Consider the following 22,643-nt stretch of genomic DNA (forward strand, 5'->3'; position numbering starts at 1 on the left):
CGTCATCCCAGGCCGACACCGCGTGCCATGCCACTCGCTGCAATCATCATCAGCACCAGCAGTAACGCCTGCACATGGCTGATGCGCGCAAAAAGACCTGCCTTGTGCAAATCGAGGCGCGTGCCACGCGCCAACGCGATGCGCCATTTGATAAAGCGAATCATCGGCGCGAGCTCCAGTAACAAAATTAATACAAGCAGCGTCATCTTCACGTGAAACAACGGCTGGTGCAGGTAATAATCACTGCCCTTTTCGTAGCCGCCGAAGGCCCGCAGGCCACCGGTTACCAATAACACCAGGGCACTGATTCCCCAGATGTTGTCCGCGATCAATACGCGGCGCAGGGTGGATGGGTCACTATCAGATACACCGCGCAATGCCTTGCCACGCGCAAGCACGGCCGACAATGCCATGGCGAATGCCAGTAAATGGACTGCTGCAAGAAACCACTGAACCAACATAAGGCGTACTCCCTTTTGTATGACACATGGCAGGAACACTTCTCAGTAATAGTCGCTGGCTGCGTTCAACGCATGAAACAGCCTGCAAACAAAGGGAACTTGTGGAGTTTTCCAGGGCCGAATCTCGTGACAAATCCCCTACAGTCTGCAGCGCGCCAAGGAGCACGTTGATGAGGCGTACCGTTAAACAGCCTTACTTATCCAAGTCTTGGTTGATTGTCACGCTGATCAGCGTGGCGTTTGTGGCGCTGGAGTATGGCCTCAAGTTCGAAATCGAAGGTTCCTCCGACAAAGCCTACTCATGGCTGGACCTGACGCTGTTCCTGAGCGCGTACTTGTTTTTCTTCTGCCTCAAGCCCATTCAGGTCGCCGTCCATCGCAGACTGTGCCGGCGCGCGCCTCACAGTGATCGCCGCAAAGCCTCATCCTGACGGCTTTGGGTTTCATCTTGAAGTTCGTTGCCCCAGCGCGGTGTATCCCGCAAGCGGGTTGAAACCGTCGCCGCACTTGCTATCAGATCGCCGGTATTTACAGCTGCGCGACACAACCTATGCTTGGGCATGCACGGTCGGTGAAAGGTTGTAGCGCTGATGGACACACTGAGTAAAAGCGAAATCGAATCAGCACTGGCAGCGCGCCTGCCGAGCTACAAAATCGTCTGCACCCTGCATGCCGATGGCACGCTTTCCGCGATTCTCAGCGGCCCGGAAGCTGATCACTTTGCAGTGACCGGCATCGTCCGCGCCCACCATCGAGGGCCGGAGGCGATTGCCAGGCTTGCCAGCGAAATCCTCAAGGAAATGGTCTTGTCCCGCCAGGGGCTCAAGGGCAACCGCCTGCAGACGCTGACTGGAAACGGCTCCAACGTTGAACCGCCCCTTTACGAAGAAGGCCGATCCGGGTAACCGGGTCGGCCTTTTTTTACGCCAGGCGCTGTAGATGCAACAGCCCGGCTTCGTCCCGCTGAACCTGTAGACGCTCATACCCGTCAATCGAAGGATGCGCGGTGACCATGGGCACAAGGTGGGTCGACGTCACCACCATCACATCGGCCCCCGCCGCCTCGCCGGCGCGAATCCCGACGCTGGCATCCTCAAACACCAGGCAGTCCTGTACCGGTACTCCCAGCCGTTGCGCACCGAGCACATAACAGGCCGGATCCGGCTTGCCGCTGGCGACATCCTCCGCGGTGACCAGCACCGCCGGCGGGTTGATCCCGGCCGCCTGCATACGGCGCAGAGCCAGTGCCTTGGGGGCAGACGTAACCAGCGCCCATTGATCGCCGGGCAATGCGTTGAGGAATTCCACCGCGCCCGCAATCGCCACCACCCCTTCCACATCCTCAAGTTCAGCCTCGGTAATCCACTGCGCCTCAGCCTGCGCGTCCACACCGGGCAACGCCTGGCGGGTGATGGTATCGATGGCCCGGGCACCATGGATGGTCTTCAGAAAGGCCTCGACATCCAGCCCATGGCGTTCAGCCCAGGTGGCCCATACGCGCTCGGCGGCGGCAATGGAGTTCAGGAGTGTGCCATCCATATCGAACAGAAAGGCGCGGTAACGGTGGGCGAATACAGCTGAATCGCGGGTGGACACTGCTCGGCTTCCTCTTACTTTCGTCACCCGGTCTTGGGCGCTGACGAACCACTTGCCTGGTGCAATCTACGGATCGGCCCAAACGCTGTAAACCTTCCCGTGGTTTGTATCGGACTGTATGGGAACCCCGCCTGGATACGCGAACCCGCATTTCGCCACGCCTGGGCACACATGGCAGATACACCCCGGCGATTAACTACGACCACCAGCCAATCCGGCTGACTCACGCGTAGGAGCCTCATCATGTTCAATCTCTCGAAAGCTTCGTCCCTGGTACTCGGCCTGACTGTCATCGCGGGCCTCGGGCTGTCATCCATGGCGTCGGCCGACACCGACGCTGGCGCGGTCAAAGACCAGTCATCCCACCTGCTCGCCGAGGGCGGCGCAGATCGCCTGCACGAACACGGCCTGGCGGAAGGCGGCGCTGAACGCCTGCAAGCAGCCCGTACTGTCTGATGGGTCACCGTCCAACCAGGGCAGCCTTCCGGCTGCCCATTGCATTACAAACTTGTCATCAAGCTGTCAGTGTTGCCCGCACCCTCACTTCATACAGTGAAGTCGTCAGTCACCCACAGCGGGTGACCCAACTTCCCACTGAAAATGAAGCGAGCCCGCCCATGAAACCTGCAAGCAAACTCTGCCTGATCGCCGCCAGCCTGTTGATGCTGGGGACCGGCGCCGCCGTGGCCGGCCCGATTGCACCGGTGAAAGCCAATAACGTAGTGCTGGTACACGGCTCCTGGGCCGACGGTTCCAGCTGGTCCGAAGTGATTACCCGCCTGCAGGCCGCCGGCTTGCATGTAACCGCCGTGCAAAACCCGCTGACCTCGGTGGCGGATGACGTCGCTGCCACCAATCGCGTACTCGATCAACAGGACGGCCCTACCGTGCTGGTCGGCCATTCCTACGCCGGCACCGTGGTCAGCGACGCCGGGGCCAACCCCAAGGTCAGCTCCCTGGTATACGTCGCCGCCCGCGCTCCGGACGCCAACGAAGACTTCGTCGCCCTGTCCGCCAAGTACCCAAGCACACCCGTGCGGGCCGGTGTGGTGGAGCACGACGGTTACCTGACCCTGAACCAGGACGCCTTCCTCAAGTACTTTGCCGCCGACGTACCCCACGCCAAGGCCATGGAGCTGTACGCCGTGCAACAACCGATCGCCAAGACCCTGTTCAGCGGTCGCACCGTCAACGCCGCGTGGCACACCAAGCCGTCCTGGTATGCGGTGTCCAGCAATGACCAGACCATCAACCCGGACCTGGAACGCTTTCTCGCCAAGCGCATGAACGCCACCACCATCGAGGTGCCATCGAGCCACTTGTCCCTGGTTTCCCACGCCAAGGAAATCACCGACCTGATCCTCGAAGCGTCCGGCCGCCAGCCTTAAGCCCTTCATTACGATCTTGTCATCATCCTGTTGGCTGGCTGTTTGTGTCGCCTGGTTACTGTGAACTCACTGCCGGATACCGGCAGCCAACCCTTAAAGAGAGATACCGCCATGAAACTGTTTATCCTCGGCTTTGCTGCCCTCCTCGCCACCGGCTCGGCCTTTGCCGATACCACCGCCACCACCTCGGTGATCCATGACACCCCCGGCTTCTTCATGCACATGGACGTGGCCAAAGTACTGTCGAGCACCGATACCTACGGCCAGTGCGGCATTGTCCCTGCGCGCCTCGACTACCTCGACAGCCAGGGCCGCGAACACGTGCTGGACTATCAAGTACAGGGCATCGGCTGCCCCAATGACAATTGATCGGGCTACACTTGCGCCACGCAAGAACTGCACATCACCAGGGCGAATCCCATGAATATCCTCGTAGTCGAAGACGAGCCCAAGGCGGGCAACTACCTGCTTAACGGCCTGCAGGAACTGGGTTACTCCGTGAGCCTTGCCCGCGATGGCGTGGACGGTTTGCACCAGGCCCTGGAAACCCCGTTCGACGTGATCGTGCTGGACGTGATGATGCCGAAGATGGACGGCTGGGAAGTGCTGCGTCGCCTGCGCAAGGAAGCCGACACGCCGGTGCTGTTCCTGACCGCCCGGGACGATATTGCCGACCGCATCAAGGGCCTGGAACTGGGCGCCGACGATTACCTGATCAAGCCGTTTTCCTTCGCCGAACTGGTGGCGCGCCTGCGCACCCTGACCCGGCGCGGGCCAAGCCGTGAAGAAGAACACTTGCAGATCGCCGACCTGCAGATCGACGTGCTCAAGCGCCGCGTCAGCCGTGGCGGCGTGCGCATCACCCTGACCAACAAGGAGTTCGCCTTGTTGCACTTGTTCGCCACCCATCAGGACCAGGTACTCTCGCGCTCGCTGATCGCCTCAAGGGTGTGGGACATGAATTTCGACAGCGACACCAATGTGGTCGACGTGGCCGTGCGCCGCCTGCGCCTGAAAATCGACGACCCGTTCCAGCTCAAGCTGATCCATAGCGTGCGCGGCATCGGCTATCGCTTCGATACGCAACCATGAGCAAGCCCCGGCATTACTCCCTGACGCTGCGCCTGGCGCTGATCTTCGCCCTGCTGGCGTTCGCCCTGCTGGCAACCCTCGGCGTGGCGCTGTACCGCGACCTTGAGCGCGAACTGATCCACCGCGACGACGCTGCGCTGATCTACCGCGTCGACCAACTGCGCAACCTGCTGAACGACAGCAACACCCTGGACCTGATCAAGACCAAGCCCGAACTGTTCCAGAACATGCTGGGCAACCGCGAATCGGTGCTGAGCATCGCCGCACCCGGGCAGAAACCGCTGCTGGAAGTAAACCCCGGCAACATCGACATGCCCGACGTTGCACCGGTGCCCCGGGACCACGCCCTGGAATTCGCCGACGTGCAGCATTTACCCGGCGTCAATGGCGTCCCCTTCTCCACCCTCGCCGCCACCATCGATTCAGGCGACCTGGGCAGCCTGCAAGTCACTACCGGGCGGTTGATGACCGAGCGCACCGCAGTGCTCGCCAGCTACCGGCTGAGTGTCTATATCCTCGCCAGCATCGCGGCATTGGTACTGGCGGTGGTCGGTTACCTGATGGTGCATCGCGGCCTGCTGCCATTGCGGCGCCTGGCCGTGCATGCCCAGGGCATCGGCGTCGGCAACCTCGCCGCGCGCCTCGACAGCCACGGCGCCCCCAAAGAACTGCTGCCGATGATTGATTCGTTCAACACCATGCTCGAACGCCTGGCCAAGGGTTTTGTGCAACTGGGCCAGGTCTCCACCGACATGGCCCACGAACTGCGCACGCCGATCAATAACTTGCTCGGGGAAACCCAGGTGGCGCTGCAGCAACACCGTAGCATCGAGGCCTACCAGCAACTGCTGGCCTCCAACGTCGAAGAACTCGAACGCCTGGCGCGCATGCTCGACAACATGCTGTTCCTGGCCCGCACCGACCCGGCCAGTGCACTGCGCCAGCGCCAGGAACTGGACGCGGCCGATGAAGTGGAACGCATGGCCGACTACTTCGAAGGCCTGGCGGGCGATGTCGATATCAGCATCCTCGCCCAGGGCGCCGGTGTGATCTGGGCCGAGCCGATGCTGCTGCGCCGTGCCCTGGCCAACCTGTGCGCCAACGCCATCAAATATGGTGCGCCCGCCTCTGAACTGCTGATCCAGGCCACACCCTGCGCCGAAGGCATCAACCTGACGGTGACCAACCACGGCGCGACCATCCCGGCGGAGCACTTGCCCAGGTTGTTCGAGCGGTTTTATCGCGTGGATGAATCACGGGAGCGTTCGGCGCATTCCAATGGATTGGGGCTGTCGATTGTCGCGACCATCATGCAGTTGCATAACGGCCGATACAGCGTGAGCAGCGAGAACGGTGTGACCTGCTTCGCGTTGTTTTTCCCGGGACGCGAAGCCGAAAACCTCAGCTGACTTGCCCACCCGTTTCACTGATATCCACCAAGGTATTCCAGGCCGTCAGCAACGCAATCCGCAAGCCCTCGACCTGCATCGGCAATGCCATCGAGGCCGGCTCGGGTATTCGGCCCACCACCTGCTCGGGCAGCCACGGCACATGGATGAAACCGCTGCGTACCCCTGACCCGGCGAGCGCGTGCTGCAACAGATAGAACACCTGGTTGCACACGAAAGTGCCGGCGGTTTGCGACACGCTGGCCCCAATGCCGGCCTCGCGCACGGCCCTCACCATGGCCTTGCTCGGCAAGGTGCCGAAGTAGGCCGCAGGGCCGCCGGGCAGCACTTCCGTGTCGACAGGTTGCTCACCCAGGTTGTCCGGGATCCGCGCGTCGTTGAGGTTGATCGCGACCCGCTCGATGGAAATATCACTGCGCCCGGGGCCCAGCCCGACAGCAATGACCATCTGCGGGCGGTGTTCGGCCAACAGCTGAGCCAGGCGCTCGCCCGCCGTGGCAAAGGCACAGGGTAACTGCCGCGCGACAATCCGCACATCAGCGCCCAGCTGCACACCCTCTAACAGGCGTACCGCCTCCCAGGACGGGTTGACAAGGTCTTGGTCAAACGGTTCGAAACCCGTCAGCAATACAGTGCGCATTACAGCCTCACATCAGCAGGTAAAGCAGGACAATATTGACCACCAGCATCATCAACGCGGTCGGCATCTGTGCCTTGATGACCGCGTTTTTATCCGGCAGCTCCAGCAACGCCGCCGGGACAATATTGAAGTTGGCCGCCATGGGTGTCATCAGCGTACCGCAGTAACCGGAGAACATGCCGATGGCAGCCATCACCGCCGGGTTGCCGCCGTAGATGCCCACCAGCACCGGTACGCCAACGCCGCCGGTCATCACCGGGAAGGCGGCAAAGCCATTGCCCATGATCACGGTAAACAGTGCCATGCCCAACACATACACCATCACCGCTACCAGCTTGTAATCCAGGTTGATATAGGTGGTGGTGATGTGCGCCACCGCTGTGCCCACGCCCGCTTCGTTGAACAACAGCCCGAGCATCGCCAGCATCTGCGGCAGCACCATCGCCCAGCCCAGCGCTTCGGTGAGGCGCCGGGATTCGCGAAGGGCTTGCACCGGGGTGTCCCGCGTCAGCCAGCAGGCCAGTGCCAGTGCAATCAGGCAGCCGATACCCAGGGAAACAAAGGTGGTGTTCTTCGGGTCCAGCAGCGGCACGCCGCCGATCTCGGTGTGTTTGAGCAATACCGAGCCGATCACCGTAGTCAACGGAATGGCCAATGCCGGGATAAACAATTTATGCCCCAGGCGACCAGCGCTGGCCCGTGCGGCCTTGTCATGCAACTGGGCATGCGCGCCGCGGCCTACGCCGCCCAGGCCCGCGATGAGTGCCATCACCACCACGCCCACGCCGACCACCACCGAGGGCAGGCGCTCCCCCACCAGGAACGGAATGGCAAACAGCAGCCAGAACAACGAACTCGACCAGCGCTTGGGGTGGGTGCGATCCATCAGGATCATCCCGGCGGTGATCACCAGCAGAACGCCGGCCAGCCAGTACAGGTATTGAATGGAAATGATCATTGCGCCGCCTCCGCTGTGTTGGCCGGCAACAGCTCTCGGGTCAGCATTCGGTCAAAGCGGTGCAAGCGGATGGCGTGAATGATGAAGGCGCAGATCGCCGTCGGGATGCCCCAGACCGCAATGTGCAGAGGCTCGACATCAATCCCCGAACCCAACAGGAAGGTGTGCATCAACGCAATCGCACCAAAGGCGACGAAGATATCCTCGCCAAAAAACAGCCCGACGTTGTCGGTCGCGGCACACATGGCCAGGACCTTGTGGCGAAGCTTGTCGGGGAGTTTGCCATAGCGTTTTTCCGCCGCACCTTCCGCCATCGGCGCCAGCAACGGGCGCACCATCTGCGGGTGCCCGCCCAGGCTCGTCAGGCCCATGGCCGCTGTGGATTCACGCACAAACAGATAGATGATCAGCAAGCGCCCAACCGTGGCCCGCTCAAAGCGCGCGATCCAGTTTTGCGCATGCAGGCGCAAGCCATGGCGCTCCAGCAAGCCGATGACAGCCAGGGGCAACAACAGGATCAATTGCAAGGCGCGAGTCTGGAGAAAGCCGTCGCCCATGGTGGCGAGGATCTTTTCCAGTGGAAAGTGGGCGGCAAACCCGGTGGCAATCGCTGCCGCCGTGACGACCAGCAGCGGATTGAAGCGCAACACAAAGCCGACCACGATGACGAGTACGCCAATCAGCGGCCATAGGTTCACAACAGTTTGCATGGTGGTGAGGTCCTTAAGTGCGCGCTGCGGCGCCAGTAAAGCAGGTAGTGAACAAAGGGTTCACTGCAAGAAGACGGCGTGCAGCCCGGCTCGATTTTTTATTGTTGACCTGGAAGGTCGAGCGTCAGTGGCCGCATCTTTGCTGCTTGGGGAGGGAGGTGTCCAACAAGAAAAATTGTTGCTGCAATCCAATAAAGTTTGTGGGTGTTTGAAGCGTTAGAGGGCATTTGTATCGCAGCGGCTGGGTGGTGCGCCCTACGCCGATAACGACAAAGCGTTTGGCGAACGGGTTGCGCAACTGCGGGCGCTCGATGTGCCCACCGTGCTCGATGAGCCGCCTCACGCCTTTGTCGGCCCGTTTGAAGAGAAGGCCCCGGCGCAGAACGTGCTCAGGTACTTGAAGTCCGATAAAGGGCTGGACGGCTTGGTCACGTGGTGAACGGTGACCCGCTAGCCCTCAGCCCAGGTGCTTCTGGAAAAAGTGGCGCGTGTGTCCTGGCGGGTACTCGGCGATATGCCCGAACTCGCTGAAACCCAGCTTCCGGTAGAACCCGGGCGCCTGGAAGCTGAAGGTGTCCAGCCAGATCCCCGCACACCCTTTCTCCCGTGCCAGCTCCTCAGCCGCGTGCATCAGCCGCGAGCCCATGCCTTGAGTGCGCATTGACTCAGGCACGCTCAACAGCTCAATGAACATCCAGCCATAGGAAATTTTCCCGTACAGGCCGCCCACCACTTCCTGGCTGGCGGGATCACGCAGTAACAGCCCAAACGTTTCGAACGGGTTCTCGCCGCATTGGCTGATGTTGTATGCCCTCAGCGGCTGAAGGATGGCCTGGCGCTCTTGCTCCGTAACTTCAAAAGACAACTCTATCGCTGATGCCATCTCAATCTTCCTGATGTGAATGCCCAATTCTGCGGACACTACCAGCGATAGCCACCTGTCGCATACAGGACAGTCTTTGCGCCCTCAGCTACACACAGGTCGCAACCGCCCGCGGGCATGCACTTCATCGCCAGTACTCTTGGAGCACCACCCGGGAGATTTCCAATGACTCTACGCGCTTGCTTGGCCGCTCTATTGGTACTGACCGCCTCCACCGCCTTTGGCGCTCCCCGCTACGATCACCTCTATGCGTTCGGCGATAGCTACTCCGATAACGGTGCGGGTGAACGCTTCACCAAGACCCTGGCCACTCTGAAGGTCAAGGATGCCCAGGAACTGCCCGGCTCGTTGTACTGGAAGGGCCGCTGGAGCAATGGCCCGACTGCCGTCGAGAACCTGGCCCACGCCTTGAAAACACCCTTGACCGACTACGCAGTGGGCGGCGCCAAGAGTGGCAATGGCAACTACTACGCCTGGATGGAGCCCGCCCGCGACACCGGCGTTTCAGGCCAGATCGCTGACTACCTGAAGTCCGCCAAGGCACAAAAAGCCGACCCGAAGGCGCTGTTTTTCATTTTCATCTCGGCCAACGACTTTTTTGAATGGGCCGACTTCTCGCACACCGAGTCGGTTGCCGTACTCAGCCAGAACAGCGTGGCAAATATTCAGAAAGCCACCGAGACACTGATTACAGCGGGCGCAAAACACGTGATGGTAGTGGGCACCACGGATTTGAGTCATGTGCCAGCCGTGGTGCAGGGCAATCAAGTCGAGAACGCGAAAAACTACCAGCAGGTACTGGAACAAAAACTGCCGGTTGTGCTGAGCACATTGGCTAAGGCGCATCAGGTCAGCATCAGCTACTTCGACCACGTGGCGTTCAGCGACAAGCTGCGCGCAGCTCCCCAGGTGGCGGGGTTGAAAGACCTGGATACGCCCTGCCAACACACCTATCCGGACGTGAAGCCGGTGTGTGAAAACCCGGATGCGCATTACTACTGGGATGAATGGCATCCGACGCGCAAGGTGCATGCGCTGGCAGCACAGGCGATGCTTGAAACGTTGAAGGCCGGCCAGTGATTACCCAGGTGACGCCGTCCTACTGAGCCAAGGCGAACACCCACCGATAACCGCTTCTCTTCTGAACGAATCGGGAGAGCCCCCGGTGCTTTTGTCGGTGACATCCACCACGCAGCCACTCACCGGCACGGACTGGACGACTTGATAAGTCGCACCAACGGCAGGGATAAAACTGACCAGGTTTGCGCAACTGCGAAGAGCGTTGGCGCCCTCCTTGTTGGCGCCACCGCTGCTCATGACATTCACGTAGATCCAATTAGACATCACCGCACACTGGTCGCCTGCCGATACTGGCGCGGCGTAAACCCGGTCAACGCCTTGAACTGCCGGGTAAACGCACTGTGGTCGGTATACCCGCACTGCAACGCCACCTCAGTGATCGGCAGCTCGGTATGCAGCAGCCGGTGCGCATGTTCCAGGCGTACCTTCTGGATCATCTGGCGCGGTGTCAGGTGGAACACGCGCTTGCAGTAGCGCTCCAGTTGCGCCACGGAAATCCCGGCGATCCGCGTCAGTTCACCCAACGTGACCCGCCGATTGAAATGCGCCCGGATGTGCTCGTCCACCGCCGCCAGCCGTTGATAGGCCGGGTGGGTTTCGCTGGCGGTTTGCAGGTCGACCGAGATGCCCGCCAGGCCGATGATTGCACCGTCGCGGCTGTACAGCGGCCATTTGTGGGTCAGGCACCAACCCGGCTCGCGGGTACCGTAGAGGTGCAGTTCCAACTGGTCTTCGAGGACAAATCCCTGCTCCAGCACCCGCCGATCCTGCTCGGTATAGCCGGGCCCCAACTGCGCGGGAAATACCTCGGCGCTGGTTTTTCCCAACAGCGGTTGCAAGTCCTTCAAGCCGCACCGCTGCACCAGGGTGCGGTTGGCCAATACGTAGCGCGCCTGCACGTCCTTGATAAAGATCGCGGCATTGGGAATCACGTCCAGCATCGGCAACAGCAACCCCACGCCGGCCAGTAATTCTTCGATGGTCTGTGGACGATTCGACTCGCTCCCTTGGCATAGGGTCGCGAACGCGCTCTGCATCATGACGCTCTCTCCTGCATTTTGCGGACAGGCCAGGCGCCCGGCGGGCGGTGCCTGGCGAGCAGATTGCCGCATGGCGGTAGCCCTGTCGAGCACTCGCAATTGTGCTGATTTCGTCATCGCAGCCTGCGCAAAACATCAATCGCGGCGCCGTTGATGGGTTCACTGTATGGCCACTGCATGCCTATCCAATAACCCACAAGAAGGCGCCGCCATGTCAGCCCAAGGCAAGTTCAAGAAACAGCTTTCATTGATCGACCTCACCTTTATCGGACTGGGAGCGATCTTCGGTTCGGGCTGGCTGTTCGCGGCCAGTCACGTCTCCGCCATCGCCGGACCGGCGGGGATTTTTTCCTGGTTGCTGGGCGGCTTCGCCGTGTTGCTGCTGGGCATTGTGTATTGCGAACTGGGGGCGGCATTGCCCCGCGCCGGCGGCGTGGTGCGCTACCCGGTCTATTCCCACGGCCCGCTGCTGGGCTACCTGATGGGCTTTATCACGCTGATCGCGTTTTCAAGCCTGGTGGCAATTGAAGTGGTCGCCTCGCGCCAATACGCCGCGGCGTGGTTTCCCGAGTTGACGCAGGCGGGTTCCAGCAACCCCACCGTCCTCGGCTGGTTCGTGCAGTTTGCGCTGCTCTCGCTGTTTTTCGCCCTCAACTACCGCAGCGTGAAGACCTTCGCCATGGCCAATAACCTGGTCAGCGTGTTCAAGTTCATCGTGCCGCTGCTGGTGATCGGCGTGCTGTTCACCTTTTTCAAGCCGGAGAATTTCCACGCCCAGGGCTTCGCGCCGTTCGGCCTTTCGGGGATTGAAATGGCCGTGTCTGCCGGCGGGGTGATTTTCGCCTACCTGGGTCTGACGCCGATCATCTCGGTGGCCAGCGAAGTGAAGAACCCGCAACGCACCATTCCAATTGCACTGATCCTGTCGGTGCTGCTCTCCACTGCAATCTACGTGCTGTTGCAGACCGCTTTCCTCGGCGGCATTCCCACCGAAATGCTCGCCAACGGCTGGGCCGGCGTCGCCAAGGAACTGGCCCTGCCGTACCGCGACATCGCGCTCGCCCTGGGTGTGGGCTGGCTGGCGTACCTGGTAGTCGCCGACGCCGTGATCTCCCCCAGCGGCTGCGGCAATATCTACATGAACGCCACGCCACGGGTGATCTACGGCTGGGCGCAAACCGGAACCTTCTTCAAGATCTTCACCCGCATCGATGAAAAGTCCGGCATCCCGCGCCCGGCGCTGTGGCTGACCTTTGGCCTGTCGGTGTTCTGGACCCTGCCCTTCCCGTCGTGGGAAGCGCTGATCAACGTGGTGTCCGCCGCGCTGGTGTTGAGCTACGCCGTGGCGCCGGTATCCGTGGCCGCCCTGCGCCGCAATGCGCCTGACCTGCCGCGCCCGTTCCGGGTCAAGTGGATGGGCCTGCTCGGCCCGCTGTCGTTCATCATCGCCGCGCTGATCGTCTACTGGTCCGGCTGGAGCACCGTGTCGTGGCTGCTCGGCCTGCAAATCCTGATGTTCGTGGTGTACCTGCTGTGCGGGCGCTTTGTGCCGACCCTGCACCTGAGCCTGGGCCGCCAGGTTCGCTCCTCCGCCTGGCTGATCGGCTTCTACGCCGTGACCATCATCCTGTCGAAGCTCGGCAGCTTCGGTGGCCTGGGCATCCTCAGCCACCCGTTCGACACCGTGGTCGTCGCCGCTTGCGCGCTGGGGATTTATTACTGGGGCGCGGCCACCGGCGTGCCGGCGCACCTGGTTCGCCTGGAAACCGAAGACGACGAAAGCGAAGCCCCTGAGCCCGATATCGGCCGGGCACAGCTGGCTTCCTGAGCCTCAGCCAACCACTGGATGGATTGTTCTATGAAACGAGTGCACATCATTGATTCCCACACCGGCGGCGAGCCCACGCGCCTGGTGATGACGGGGTTTCCCACGCTGGCCGGCGAGACCATGGTCGACAAACTCGACGACCTGCGCACCCGGCATGACCAATGGCGCAGGGCGTGCCTGCTGGAGCCCCGTGGCAACGATGTTCTGGTGGGCGCACTGTATTGCGCGCCGGTCTCGGCCGATGCCACCTGCGGCGTGATTTTCTTCAATAACGCCGGCTACCTCGGCATGTGCGGCCACGGCACCATCGGCCTGGTTGCCTCGTTGCACCACTTGGGGCAGATCGCGCCGGGGGTGCACAAGATCGACACGCCGGTCGGCCCGGTGAGCGCCACGTTGCACGCCGACGGCGCGGTCACGCTGCGCAATGTGCCCGCCTATCGCTATCGCCAGCATGTCTCGGTGCAAGTGCCTGGACATGGCTTGGTCTACGGCGATATCGCCTGGGGCGGCAATTGGTTCTTCCTGGTTTCCGATCATGGCCAAGCACTGGAAATGGACAACGTCGAAGCCCTGACCGACTACACCTGGACAATGCTCAAGGCCCTCGAAGCCCAGGGCATCCACGGCGAAGACGGCGCCCTGATCGACCATATCGAACTGTTCGCCGACGACCCCCAGGCCGACAGCCGTAACTTTGTCATGTGCCCAGGCAAGGCCTACGACCGCTCGCCCTGCGGCACCGGCACCAGCGCCAAGCTCGCATGCCTGGCGGCCGACGGGAAACTCGCCGCCGGTGAGCCGTGGATACAAGCCAGCATCACCGGCAGCCAATTCGAAGGCAGCTATGAATGGGAGGGCGAACGTGTGCGCCCTTCCATCACCGGCCGCGCCTACATGACCGCCGACAGCACCTTGCTGATCGACGAACAGGACCCCTTCGCGTGGGGCATCTGAACCGCCCCCGCCCCTTCAATCAAACTGGAGCTGAAACAATGAATACCACTATCTTCACCGGTTGCATCCCTGCATTGATGACGCCGTGCACCGCCCAGCGCAAACCGGACTTTGACGCACTGGTCGCCAAGGGCCGCGAACTGATCGATATCGGCATGAGCGCGGTGGTGTACTGCGGCTCCATGGGCGACTGGCCGTTGCTGACCGAGGCCGAGCGCCAGGAAGGCGTGGCGCGCCTGGTGGCCGCCGGTGTGCCGACCATCGTCGGCACCGGCGCGGTCAACAGCCGTGAAGCCGTGGCCCATGCAGCGCATGCGGCGAAGGTCGGCGCCCATGGTTTGATGGTCATCCCGCGGGTGCTGTCCCGTGGCGCATCGGCGACGGCGCAAAAGGATCACTTTGCAGCCATCCTCAAGGCGGCGCCAAACCTGCCGGCGGTGATCTACAACAGCCCTTACTACGGCTTCGCCACCCGCGCCGACCTGTTCTTCGAACTGCGTCGCGAGTACCCGAACCTGATCGGCTTCAAGGAATTCGGCGGTGCTGCAGACCTGCGCTACGCGGCCGAACACATCACCTCCAAGGACGATGACGTGACCTTGATGGTCGGCGTGGATACCCAAGTGGTGCACGGCTTCGTCAACTGCAACGCCACCGGCGCAATCACCGGCATCGGCAATGCACTGCCACGGGAAGTCCTGCAACTGGTGGCCTTGAGCAAGAAAGCCGCCAAGGGCGACGCCACTGCACGTCGCCAGGCGCGGGAGTTGGAGTCGGCGCTGGCGGTGCTGTCGTCCTTCGACGAAGGCTGCGACCTGGTGCTGTTCTACAAACATCTGATGGTGCTCAACGGCGACAAGGAATACACCCTGCACTTCAACGAGACCGATGCCCTCAGCGATGCCCAGCGTCGTTATGCAGAGAACCAGTACGCGCTGTTCCGCCAGTGGTACGCCAACTGGTCGGCCGAGCAGAACGTCGCTTAACACTATTCAAGGCAGCAAAAATCAAATGTGGGAGCTGTCGAGCTCCGGCGAGGCTGCGATGGGATCACTGCGGTGTACCTGCCAGACCGCAGCGCCTGCATCGCAGCCTCGCTGGGGCTCGACAGCTCCCACAGTGGATTCTCTTCGCCAAGCCAATCTTTACTTTCCAGGACTACGCCATGACTCTGACGGGCACCATGCTGATTGGTCAGCACTCCATTCCAGGCAGCCGCGAGGCCATCCGGGCGATCAATCCTGCCACCAACCTTGCGCTGGAACCCGCCTACGCCGGCGGCACCGCCGAACATGTCGAACACGCCTGTGCGTTGGCCTGGAGCGCCTTCGATAACTATCGCGAAACGCCGTTGGCGGCTCGCGCCGAATTCCTTGAAACCATCGCCAACGAAATCGAAGCCCTGGGCGATGAACTGATTGAACGGGCGATGGCCGAGACCGGCCTGCCCCGCCCACGCATCCAGGGCGAACGCGGGCGCACCTGCCAGCAATTGCGCACCTTTGCCCGCACCGTGCGCGCGGGTGAATGGCTGGATGTGCGGGTGGATACTGCACAACCGGAACGCCAGCCGCTGCCTCGCTCGGACCTGCGTCAACGCCACGTACCGCTGGGGCCGGTGGCCGTGTTCGGCGCAAGCAATTTTCCGCTGGCATTCTCGGTGGCGGGCGGTGATACCGCGTCGGCACTGGCGGCCGGTTGCCCGGTGATCGTGAAGGCACACGGCGCGCATCCTGGCACCAGCGAACTGGTGGGCCGCGCGGTGGCCCGGGCCGTTCAGCAATGTGGCCTGCCTGAGGGTGTGTTTTCGCTGTTGTATGGCTCGGGCCGCGAGGTCGGTATCGCGCTGGTCTGCGATCCGCGCATCAAGGCCGTGGGTTTCACCGGCTCGCGCAGCGGCGGTATTGCCTTGTGCCAGGCGGCCCAGGCGCGCCCCGAGCCGATCCCGGTGTATGCAGAGATGAGCTCGATCAATCCGGTCTACCTGTTTCCCGCTGCGTTGAGCGCACGCGGTGAAGCATTGGCACAAGGTTTTGTCGCGTCCCTGACCCAGGGTGCCGGCCAGTTCTGCACCAACCCCGGGCTGGTGATTGCCGTTGCAGGGCAAGCGCTGGACCACTTCGTCGGCACGGCTGCCAACCTGCTTCGATACAGCACTGCCCAGACCATGCTGACACCGGGGATCTTCAAGGCTTACGAAGACGGCGTCAGCGCCCTGACCCGGCATGCTCAGCTCGCAGGTACCGGTCTGCCGGCAGAAGGGCCGAACCAGGGACAGGCCCATTTGTTCGTGACCCAGGCCCGGGACTTTCTCGCCAATCACAGCCTGCAAGCCGAGATATTCGGCGCCACGTCATTGATCGTGCAATGTGCCAACGTCGATGAGGTCCGCCAGGTCAGCGAACACCTGGAGGGCCAACTGACCGCAACCCTGCATCTGGATGACGACGACCTGGCAACTGCCCGCGCGCTGCTGCCGACCCTGGAACGCAAGGCCGGCCGCCTGCTGGTCAACGGCTGGCCGACCGGTGTTGAAGTGTGTGATGCGATGGTGCACGGAGGACCATTCCCGGCCACCTCGGACTCACGCACCACCTCGGTGGGCACCGCCGCGATCCTGCGATTCCTGCGGCCGGTGTGCTACCAGGATTTCCCGGATAGCTTGCTGCCGACGGCCCTGCAACACGGCAACCCATTGCTGCTGCGGCGCTTGCTCGACGGTCAGAGGGAAGCCTAGAACATGTCCGATAACGTCATGCCAGATGTCGCCGTAGTGGGCGCCGGCATCATCGGCGTCGCCTGCGCGCTGCAACTGGCGCGCCAGGGCCGGCGGGTGGTCATCATCGATCAGCAGGAACCCGGCCACGGCGCCTCGTTCGGCAATGCCGGCCACCTGGCGACCGAGCAAGTGTTCCCCATCGCGGATGCGTCGATCCTGTCGCGTTTGCCCGCCATGCTCATGGACCCGATGGGCCCGCTGCGCCTGGACTGGAAATACCTGCCGCGTGCACTGCCGTGGTTTACCCGGCTGCTGCTGAACCTGCGCCCGGCGCCCTTCCAGCGCACCGTCGCCGGGATCCGCGCGCTCAATGAAGGCAGCCTGGGCGCCTGGCACCGGCTGCTGGGCAGCATCGAGCGCCCGCACCTGATGCGCGAAGACGGCTCGTTGCTGGTCTTCGAGCGCGCCGAGTCGCGACAGGCCATTGATGCATTGCAGGCACGCATGAGTCAGCAGGAAGTGCCGGTGGACCACTGGCACGCCAGCGTGGTGCAGGACGCGGCGCCACAACTCAGCGAAGGGATTCAGGGCGGGTTGTTTTTTCCACGCACCGGGCATTTTCTCGATCCCTATGGGGTGGTTTGCGAGCTGATGGAGGCGGCCAAGGCCAGCGGGGTGCAATTTCTCAAGCGTCAGGTCGTGGGCGGGAAGCTGGACGAGCACGGTGTTTCATTGCGGACCGACCAAGGCACCGTGGCCGCGCGCCAGGTGTTGATCGCATGCGGTGCGCACTCAGCCAGCCTGACCGGCGCACTGACTGGCAAAAAGGTCCCGCTGGATACAGAGCGCGGCTATCACCTGATGTTGCCCCATGAGCATGGACGGTTGCCGTTTGCGGTCACGTCATTGGAGCGCAAGTTCATCATGACGCCCATGGACGGCGGATTGCGGCTGGCAGGTACCGTGGAGTTCGCCGGCCTTGATCGCCCACCGAACATGGAACGCGCGTGGCAGTTGCATCGACTGAGCCAGGGGCTGTTTCGTCGTGACTTGAGTGCCGAGGACGCGACGCCGTGGATGGGGTTTCGCCCTTCCCTGCCGGACTCGCTGCCGATTATCGACAAGGTGTGCGAGGGCAAGGTGCTGCTTGCCTTTGGGCATCAGCATCTGGGCCTGACGCAGGCTGCGGTGACGGCGGAGTTGATTGCACGGCTGGCATCGCCTGCGGCCGCGTCCAACGGGCTGCCGGCGCTTGAGCCCTACCGGCTGGATCGTTTCTGAGATCATCGGAAACGTCTTGCTACTGTTTCGCACTTTCGGCGATACAAGGCAGGTCATTATCGTGCATGACCTTACGGTTACGCTCCGTTGAGAACCTGCCTTGAACAACCACACCTGTATGCAGCCCCGTCCATCGATGCGCAGAACGCTCCGAAGCGTTGCTTGCGGCATGCTCGCCCTATTGCTCTGCACGACAGCCCTGGCAGAACCGGGCATGCCGCTTGGCCAGAAGTCATTCGAAGCGTATCGCGCCGCTACCTTGCAATGGCTGCGGGACCATCGTGACTTCCAGGGCACCGACAAGGATGCCGAACTCAACTGGAACGCCCCGCAGGAATGGCGCCCGGCTGGTGCCCCCAAGCGCGGGATCATTCTCGTGCATGGCCTGGGCGACTCACCCTGGTCTTTCCACGATATCGGCAGCGCACTGGCCGCCCGCGGCTTTCTGGTCAGGACCGTGCTGCTGCCCGGCCACGGCACGCAACCGGCCGACATGCTGCAGGTGCGCATGGAAGACTGGCGCCGGGTGGTGGACGAACAGGCTGCGATCCTTCGCGCAGAGGTGGGAGAAATCTACCTCGGCGGCTTTTCCACCGGCGCCAACCTGGTACTCGACTACGCCTACAAACACGACGACGTCGCGGGGCTGCTGCTGTTCTCTCCCGCGTTCCAGTCCAGCATGACCTACGACTGGCTGACACCCCTGATCAGTTGGGCGCGCCCCTGGCTGCTGGCGCCAGACGCCAGCCGGCCACAACAGAGCCTGGTGCGCTACATGACAGTGCCCACCAACGGTTTTGCCCAGTTCTACCGCAGCAGCCGGCTAGCCCGCCAGGACCTGGAGCGACGCCCCTATGACAAGCCGGTGTTCATTGCCGTCGCAGCCCACGACTCAGTACTCGATACGCACTACGTGCTGGAGACCTTCCAGCAACGCTTCAGCAACCCCCATAGCCGCCTCGCCTGGTACGGCACATTGCCAGAGAGCGCCTGGGATACCCGCCGTGTAAAAGCGCGTACCGACTACCTGCCGGAGTTGCGGATCAGCCAGTTCTCCCACATGGGGTTGCTGTTCTCACCCGACAACGCTCTGTATGGCGAACAGGGCAGCCTGCGGTTTTGCTGGAACGGCCAGACGGACGACGCAACCCGCGCCTGCGAACAAGGGGCCGACGTGTGGTATTCGGACTGGGGCTACCGTGAGCCGGGCAAGATGCACGCGCGGTTGACGTTCAATCCGTATTTCACCTGGCAGCTTGGGGTGATTGACGAGGTCCTGGGCAAGCAGGACCTGGCGAGTCATTAAACGGCAAATCCGGTAAACCGCGTTTATCCCGCGACGCCCAGGAACGGCAGCGCCAGGTACAACTTGATCACGATCGCATTGGTGATATCGATGAAAAAGGCGCCCACCATCGGCACCACCAGAAATGCAATCTGCGATGGCCCGAAACGCTGGGTCACCGCCTGCATGTTCGCAATGGCAGTTGGCGTGGCACCGAGCCCGAAACCGCAGTGCCCCGCCGCCAGGACCGCCGCGTCATAGTTGCTCCCCATCACCCGGAACGTCACGAAAATCGCAAACAGCGCCATCATCAACGCCTGCGCAGCCAGCAGGATGAAAATCGGCAGGGCCAGCGCGGCGAGGTCCCAGAGCTTGAGCGACATCAATGCAATCGCCAGGAACAACGACAGGCTGACATTCCCGAGCACCGAGACTTCGCGCTCGAATACCTGGTGCCAGCCGAGCGCCGACAGGCCATTACGCAACACCACACCGACAAACAAGACACACACAAACGTCGGCAGCTCAAAGGCCGTGCCCTGGATAAAACCGCTGAGGAACGTGCCCACTTGCAGGCTGATGGCGAGCAGCGCCAGGGTCTCGATAAACGAGAAGGAGGTGATCATGCGCTCTTGATTCGGCTGCTCGAATCCTTTTGGCCCTAGCGGTTGTACCGGCGCCAGGGCGGGCGTCTGGACGCGCTTGATCAGCAGGCGAGCGACCGGGCCGCCAATCAGGCCGCCGAGCACCAGGCCAAAGGTCGCGGAAGCAATGGCCAGTTCGGACGCCGACGCCACGCCATACTTCTCGCTGAACACCGCGCCCCAGGCCGCGCCGGTCCCGTGCCCACCCGACAGCGTAATGGAGCCCGCCAACAACCCCATCAATGGATCGAGCCCCAGCGCCTTGGCCAGCGCAATCCCCATCGCGTTCTGGACCACCAGGAGCGCCGTCACCACCAGCAGGAAAATCCCCAGCACCCGCCCGCCTTTCTTCAGACTGGCGAAATCCGCATTCAAACCAATGGTGGCAAAGAAAGCCAACATCAGTGGCGTCTGCAGCGACGAATCAAACCGGACCTCAATGCCAGCGAGCATACGCAGGACCAGGAGCAGCACCGCCACAACTAAACCGCCGGCCACCGGCTCCGGAATATTGTAAGTGCGCAGGAAACCGATTCGAGCGACCAGCCCGCGCCCAAGTAAAAGCACCAGGGAGGCGGCGACCAGCGTTGAATAGAAGTCGAGTTGAAGCATGGGGCAGCTCTCTGTAGTTATTTATGACGAATCGGGGCAGGCCTATCGATCCTTCGGAACAACACAGGAAGAGTAGTAGTACGACGTCATCTTTAACCTCGGAAAAGTCCTAACGTTGCCGAACGGAATCCCCAGGACGTTCAGGCGAAAGACTTGCGAAGCGCAATCTGAAGGGGCACGACGAGAAAATCGAGTGCATGACAAGGGCCGCAGAACTGCGTCTGGACGGGCGCTTTACAGGTCCGCGGCATCCTGCCGACTCAGCGCCCATTCGAATTTGACAATCTCCGGCGTCCTGTCCAAAGCCACCTATAATCATGTCCAGTCGACAGGATCGTCGATGATAAACAGGACAACATCATGCAACGGATCGCTTTCGCAAACGCTTTGCGAGGTATTGCGGCGCTCAGCGTCGTCATTGCCCATTACATTCTGATGTTCAACTACCTCAAAGGTGGCTTCGGTGGCCTGCCACCCCTAGCTGAGCCACCCTTTCCAGCCTGGATGATCAGCATCTTTAATCCGCTCAACAACGTGAACATGGGCGGGTTCGGAGTGGCATTGTTCTTTCTGATCAGCGGTCTGGTAATTCCAATCTCGGTATCCAGCCTGAGCGGAACGGCTCTTGCGAAAACGAAATTCGTGATTGGCCGGCTTTTTCGAATATGGCCTACTTATATCATTGGCCTTCTAATCACCCTGGGTAGCCTTGAAATAGCTGCCTCATATATGGGGAACATCACGACCTACACGACTCTCCAGGTCCTCGCGCAAATGTCTTTGTTTCGAGACTGGTTTGGCAGTTCCGCACCGCTGGATGGCGTGGTGTGGACACTGGAGGTTGAAATCAAGTTCTACCTGATCGTGCTTCTGTGTTGGTCAATGATTACCAAGGGAAAATTGCTGCCGCTCGTGTTGCTGGGCGTCGCAACTGTGCTGGCCGCGAACCTATACCCTGGAAATATTTATCTCACCGGTCCGTTGGCCGCGTTCGTCTTCCCGTTCAAATACATTTTTTTCATGATGATCGGCGTTGCGTTCAACTATTACTACCGTGGACTGTTAAGCCTTGAAAAGCTGTTCGGCATAACCATCTGTATGCTCTGCGTATTCGGGTATAGCGGGTTCACTGAAGGCTGGCCGTTTGAAGTGATCGCTGCCTACTTTATGGCATTTGCGCTGTTTACCATGTTCTACCTGTTTTGCAGCAACTGGACGGGGGCCCCGGTATTCAATTTTCTGGCCGATATCAGCTATCCGCTATACGCCTGCCATGGGGCGTTTGGTATTGTCGGGATGCGGATTATGATTGACCAGGGGATCAGCCCGATTCCTGCCCTCGTTATCCAGTCACTAGCCACCATTTTACTGTCCTGGCTTATCCATCAGGGGGTTGAAGCCCCTACCCACGTACTCGGAAAAAGAATTGCCGGCCTGTTCAGTACAAAGCCAACTAATAATTTGCTACCTGGACAATCCCAATAAAAAGCCCGCTCAATGCGCAATGCTGTTCACTTAAGCGGAGCAGCATTGCGGGTAATCGAATACCGGTTTTTTGACAGCCTCACCGCCCTAAGCCTCGCTGGCCTGGGGCGTTTTGTTATGAAGAGCACACCTATGCTGCCGCGAAGCTCTTCCATGCGTCTTGGCGTGTGTGATGGCGACACGGCGCCAGCCATGGCCACCAAGGAGTCCACGCCAGTCGTCTTGTAGGTAGCGCTCATATCCCCAGGCGTTGGCGATCCTGGGACAGCCCGCTCTTGCCCAGGAGCATCTCCTTGGCAATTCCATCGGCGCAGATATTTAATCAACGGGCGACTTCAATGACCGGCTCGCCCCTGAAAAGGGCCATCCCGACAACCAGCCAAAGCACCATATCCGAAGGCAGACGGCGACGTCGGATCGTTGCTTTATCAGCCTGCGTGGCCGCTGCTGTTATCCATCAGGAATATGATCGGCGAACACCTCAAGACGTGAGAGTGGTCGCTCAGCAAAATCCAGAACGGTGTTTAAATCCTGAGCAACAGGCATAAAAAATCCGAAGTCCTTATCAGACTCCG

General features: G+C 61.3%; 23 protein-coding genes and 1 pseudogene. 15 read left to right on the plus strand and 9 right to left on the minus strand.

All coding sequences use genetic code 11. The features are described from left to right. Positions 1 to 2: 2 nt before the first annotated feature. The gene (locus HYE77_RS20255; protein WP_003219974.1) at positions 3 to 461 is read right to left on the minus strand and encodes a DUF2214 family protein; all 459 of its coding nucleotides are present in this window, start codon (positions 459 to 461) and stop codon (positions 3 to 5) included. Positions 462 to 631: 170 nt separating this feature from the next. Between HYE77_RS20255 and HYE77_RS20260 the strand changes: the two genes are divergently transcribed. Beyond that, the gene (locus HYE77_RS20260) at positions 632 to 892 is read left to right on the plus strand and encodes a hypothetical protein (RefSeq protein WP_003219977.1); all 261 of its coding nucleotides are present in this window, start codon (positions 632 to 634) and stop codon (positions 890 to 892) included. 159 nt (positions 893 to 1,051) lie between these two features. Beyond that, positions 1,052 to 1,366 (plus strand): hypothetical protein, encoded by a 315-nt coding sequence (locus HYE77_RS20265; protein ID WP_008438700.1) that lies wholly within the window; start codon positions 1,052 to 1,054, stop codon positions 1,364 to 1,366. Between the two features lie 16 nt (positions 1,367 to 1,382). On the opposite strand, the gene HYE77_RS20270 is transcribed toward HYE77_RS20265, so the two are convergent. Next, positions 1,383 to 2,057, minus strand: a complete 675-nt coding sequence (locus tag HYE77_RS20270; RefSeq protein WP_003219982.1) for an HAD-IA family hydrolase — start codon at positions 2,055 to 2,057, stop codon at positions 1,383 to 1,385. Positions 2,058 to 2,300: 243 nt separating this feature from the next. Here HYE77_RS20270 and HYE77_RS20275 point away from each other — a divergent pair, with 243 nt between their 5' ends. The 5 genes from HYE77_RS20275 to HYE77_RS20295 all read left to right on the plus strand — a co-directional run bounded on the left by HYE77_RS20275 (position 2,301) and on the right by HYE77_RS20295 (position 5,946). Beyond that, positions 2,301 to 2,513 (plus strand): phage infection protein, encoded by a 213-nt coding sequence (locus HYE77_RS20275; protein WP_177069222.1) that lies wholly within the window; start codon positions 2,301 to 2,303, stop codon positions 2,511 to 2,513. A 161-nt stretch (positions 2,514 to 2,674) separates the two neighbouring features. After that, complete coding sequence (locus HYE77_RS20280; RefSeq protein ID WP_008438701.1) at positions 2,675 to 3,445, plus strand: alpha/beta fold hydrolase; 771 nt, start codon at positions 2,675 to 2,677, stop codon at positions 3,443 to 3,445. 111 nt (positions 3,446 to 3,556) lie between these two features. Continuing rightward, on the plus strand, positions 3,557 to 3,814 hold the full coding sequence (locus HYE77_RS20285; RefSeq protein WP_003219985.1) for a DUF2790 domain-containing protein: 258 nt from the start codon (positions 3,557 to 3,559) through the stop codon (positions 3,812 to 3,814). 51 nt (positions 3,815 to 3,865) lie between these two features. After that, positions 3,866 to 4,537, plus strand: a complete 672-nt coding sequence (locus tag HYE77_RS20290; protein ID WP_003219986.1) for a heavy metal response regulator transcription factor — start codon at positions 3,866 to 3,868, stop codon at positions 4,535 to 4,537. Then, positions 4,534 to 5,946, plus strand: coding sequence for a heavy metal sensor histidine kinase (locus HYE77_RS20295; RefSeq protein WP_003219987.1), 1,413 nt, complete (start codon positions 4,534 to 4,536; stop codon positions 5,944 to 5,946). The genes HYE77_RS20290 and HYE77_RS20295 overlap by 4 nt, the downstream gene beginning before the upstream one ends. Here the strand turns inward: HYE77_RS20295 and pcp are convergent. The 4 genes from pcp to HYE77_RS20315 all read right to left on the minus strand — a co-directional run bounded on the left by pcp (position 5,939) and on the right by HYE77_RS20315 (position 9,137). Further along, positions 5,939 to 6,586 carry a pyroglutamyl-peptidase I gene (gene pcp / locus HYE77_RS20300; RefSeq protein WP_177020890.1) on the minus strand — a complete coding sequence of 216 codons (648 nt, stop codon included), beginning with the start codon at positions 6,584 to 6,586 and terminating at the stop codon, positions 5,939 to 5,941. The two genes, HYE77_RS20295 and pcp, sit on opposite strands and share 8 nt — an antisense overlap. 7 nt (positions 6,587 to 6,593) lie before the next feature. Continuing rightward, entirely contained in the window at positions 6,594 to 7,544 is a 951-nt protein-coding gene (locus tag HYE77_RS20305) for a DUF979 domain-containing protein (protein WP_003219989.1), read from the minus strand. Next, positions 7,541 to 8,254, minus strand: a complete 714-nt coding sequence (locus HYE77_RS20310) for a DUF969 domain-containing protein (protein WP_003219990.1) — start codon at positions 8,252 to 8,254, stop codon at positions 7,541 to 7,543. Before HYE77_RS20310 ends, HYE77_RS20305 begins: the two co-directional genes overlap by 4 nt. 457 nt (positions 8,255 to 8,711) lie before the next feature. Continuing rightward, positions 8,712 to 9,137 carry a GNAT family N-acetyltransferase gene (locus HYE77_RS20315; protein ID WP_177069223.1) on the minus strand — a complete coding sequence of 142 codons (426 nt, stop codon included), beginning with the start codon at positions 9,135 to 9,137 and terminating at the stop codon, positions 8,712 to 8,714. A 165-nt stretch (positions 9,138 to 9,302) separates the two neighbouring features. Here HYE77_RS20315 and HYE77_RS20320 point away from each other — a divergent pair, with 165 nt between their 5' ends. Further along, positions 9,303 to 10,217: an SGNH/GDSL hydrolase family protein gene (locus HYE77_RS20320; protein ID WP_177069224.1), complete on the plus strand. Its 915-nt coding sequence runs from the start codon at positions 9,303 to 9,305 to the stop codon at positions 10,215 to 10,217. Between the two features lie 263 nt (positions 10,218 to 10,480). On the opposite strand, the gene HYE77_RS20325 is transcribed toward HYE77_RS20320, so the two are convergent. Beyond that, positions 10,481 to 11,257, minus strand: a complete 777-nt coding sequence (locus tag HYE77_RS20325; protein WP_177069225.1) for an AraC family transcriptional regulator — start codon at positions 11,255 to 11,257, stop codon at positions 10,481 to 10,483. A 211-nt stretch (positions 11,258 to 11,468) separates the two neighbouring features. On the opposite strand from HYE77_RS20325, the gene HYE77_RS20330 reads away from it, so the two are divergent. The 6 genes from HYE77_RS20330 (at position 11,469) to HYE77_RS20355 (ending at position 19,348) form a co-directional block, all read left to right on the plus strand. Beyond that, positions 11,469 to 13,085, plus strand: coding sequence for an APC family permease (locus tag HYE77_RS20330; RefSeq protein ID WP_177020887.1), 1,617 nt, complete (start codon positions 11,469 to 11,471; stop codon positions 13,083 to 13,085). Between the two features lie 30 nt (positions 13,086 to 13,115). Further along, entirely contained in the window at positions 13,116 to 14,042 is a 927-nt protein-coding gene (locus tag HYE77_RS20335; RefSeq protein ID WP_177009387.1) for a 4-hydroxyproline epimerase, read from the plus strand. A 38-nt stretch (positions 14,043 to 14,080) separates the two neighbouring features. After that, positions 14,081 to 15,028, plus strand: coding sequence for a dihydrodipicolinate synthase family protein (locus HYE77_RS20340; protein ID WP_087693960.1), 948 nt, complete (start codon positions 14,081 to 14,083; stop codon positions 15,026 to 15,028). A 179-nt stretch (positions 15,029 to 15,207) separates the two neighbouring features. Further along, a complete protein-coding gene (locus HYE77_RS20345; RefSeq protein WP_177069226.1) occupies positions 15,208 to 16,779 on the plus strand; it encodes an aldehyde dehydrogenase (NADP(+)) in 1,572 nt (523 codons plus the stop codon). A 3-nt stretch (positions 16,780 to 16,782) separates the two neighbouring features. Next, a complete protein-coding gene (locus HYE77_RS20350; RefSeq protein ID WP_177069227.1) occupies positions 16,783 to 18,042 on the plus strand; it encodes an FAD-binding oxidoreductase in 1,260 nt (419 codons plus the stop codon). A 214-nt stretch (positions 18,043 to 18,256) separates the two neighbouring features. Next, positions 18,257 to 19,348: a carboxylesterase gene (locus tag HYE77_RS20355; protein ID WP_250884727.1), complete on the plus strand. Its 1,092-nt coding sequence runs from the start codon at positions 18,257 to 18,259 to the stop codon at positions 19,346 to 19,348. Between the two features lie 23 nt (positions 19,349 to 19,371). Here HYE77_RS20355 and gltS read toward each other — a convergent pair whose 3' ends face one another. Further along, positions 19,372 to 20,583: a sodium/glutamate symporter gene (gltS, locus tag HYE77_RS20360; RefSeq protein ID WP_087693957.1), complete on the minus strand. Its 1,212-nt coding sequence runs from the start codon at positions 20,581 to 20,583 to the stop codon at positions 19,372 to 19,374. A 360-nt stretch (positions 20,584 to 20,943) separates the two neighbouring features. On the opposite strand from gltS, the gene HYE77_RS20365 reads away from it, so the two are divergent. After that, positions 20,944 to 22,068, plus strand: coding sequence for an acyltransferase (locus tag HYE77_RS20365; protein ID WP_177069228.1), 1,125 nt, complete (start codon positions 20,944 to 20,946; stop codon positions 22,066 to 22,068). 241 nt (positions 22,069 to 22,309) lie between these two features. Here the strand turns inward: HYE77_RS20365 and HYE77_RS32990 are convergent. Continuing rightward, a pseudogene (locus HYE77_RS32990) lies at positions 22,310 to 22,525 on the minus strand (transposase domain-containing protein); the annotation flags it as partial. Positions 22,526 to 22,643: the final 118 nt, after the last annotated feature.

Source organism: Pseudomonas sp. IPO3774 (assembly GCF_013386835.1).
In the GTDB taxonomy this organism is placed as follows: Bacteria; Pseudomonadota; Gammaproteobacteria; order Pseudomonadales; family Pseudomonadaceae; genus Aquipseudomonas.

What these genes read in the sequence shown, in the direction of transcription:
- HYE77_RS20255 (WP_003219974.1), bottom strand. Translation starts at nt 461, where the DNA reads ATGTTGGTTCAGTGGTTTCTTGCAGCAGTCCATTTACTGGCATTCGCC.
- HYE77_RS20260 (WP_003219977.1), top strand. Translation starts at nt 632, where the DNA reads ATGAGGCGTACCGTTAAACAGCCTTACTTATCCAAGTCTTGGTTGATT.
- HYE77_RS20265 (WP_008438700.1), top strand. Translation starts at nt 1,052, where the DNA reads ATGGACACACTGAGTAAAAGCGAAATCGAATCAGCACTGGCAGCGCGC.
- HYE77_RS20275 (WP_177069222.1), top strand. Translation starts at nt 2,301, where the DNA reads ATGTTCAATCTCTCGAAAGCTTCGTCCCTGGTACTCGGCCTGACTGTC.
- HYE77_RS20280 (WP_008438701.1), top strand. Translation starts at nt 2,675, where the DNA reads ATGAAACCTGCAAGCAAACTCTGCCTGATCGCCGCCAGCCTGTTGATG.
- HYE77_RS20285 (WP_003219985.1), top strand. Translation starts at nt 3,557, where the DNA reads ATGAAACTGTTTATCCTCGGCTTTGCTGCCCTCCTCGCCACCGGCTCG.
- HYE77_RS20290 (WP_003219986.1), top strand. Translation starts at nt 3,866, where the DNA reads ATGAATATCCTCGTAGTCGAAGACGAGCCCAAGGCGGGCAACTACCTG.
- HYE77_RS20295 (WP_003219987.1), top strand. Translation starts at nt 4,534, where the DNA reads ATGAGCAAGCCCCGGCATTACTCCCTGACGCTGCGCCTGGCGCTGATC.
- pcp (WP_177020890.1), bottom strand. Translation starts at nt 6,586, where the DNA reads ATGCGCACTGTATTGCTGACGGGTTTCGAACCGTTTGACCAAGACCTT.
- HYE77_RS20305 (WP_003219989.1), bottom strand. Translation starts at nt 7,544, where the DNA reads ATGATCATTTCCATTCAATACCTGTACTGGCTGGCCGGCGTTCTGCTG.
- HYE77_RS20310 (WP_003219990.1), bottom strand. Translation starts at nt 8,254, where the DNA reads ATGCAAACTGTTGTGAACCTATGGCCGCTGATTGGCGTACTCGTCATC.
- HYE77_RS20315 (WP_177069223.1), bottom strand. Translation starts at nt 9,137, where the DNA reads ATGGCATCAGCGATAGAGTTGTCTTTTGAAGTTACGGAGCAAGAGCGC.
- HYE77_RS20320 (WP_177069224.1), top strand. Translation starts at nt 9,303, where the DNA reads ATGACTCTACGCGCTTGCTTGGCCGCTCTATTGGTACTGACCGCCTCC.
- HYE77_RS20325 (WP_177069225.1), bottom strand. Translation starts at nt 11,257, where the DNA reads ATGATGCAGAGCGCGTTCGCGACCCTATGCCAAGGGAGCGAGTCGAAT.
- HYE77_RS20330 (WP_177020887.1), top strand. Translation starts at nt 11,469, where the DNA reads ATGTCAGCCCAAGGCAAGTTCAAGAAACAGCTTTCATTGATCGACCTC.
- HYE77_RS20335 (WP_177009387.1), top strand. Translation starts at nt 13,116, where the DNA reads ATGAAACGAGTGCACATCATTGATTCCCACACCGGCGGCGAGCCCACG.
- HYE77_RS20340 (WP_087693960.1), top strand. Translation starts at nt 14,081, where the DNA reads ATGAATACCACTATCTTCACCGGTTGCATCCCTGCATTGATGACGCCG.
- HYE77_RS20345 (WP_177069226.1), top strand. Translation starts at nt 15,208, where the DNA reads ATGACTCTGACGGGCACCATGCTGATTGGTCAGCACTCCATTCCAGGC.
- HYE77_RS20350 (WP_177069227.1), top strand. Translation starts at nt 16,783, where the DNA reads ATGTCCGATAACGTCATGCCAGATGTCGCCGTAGTGGGCGCCGGCATC.
- HYE77_RS20355 (WP_250884727.1), top strand. Translation starts at nt 18,257, where the DNA reads ATGCCGCTTGGCCAGAAGTCATTCGAAGCGTATCGCGCCGCTACCTTG.
- gltS (WP_087693957.1), bottom strand. Translation starts at nt 20,583, where the DNA reads ATGCTTCAACTCGACTTCTATTCAACGCTGGTCGCCGCCTCCCTGGTG.
- HYE77_RS20365 (WP_177069228.1), top strand. Translation starts at nt 20,944, where the DNA reads ATGCAACGGATCGCTTTCGCAAACGCTTTGCGAGGTATTGCGGCGCTC.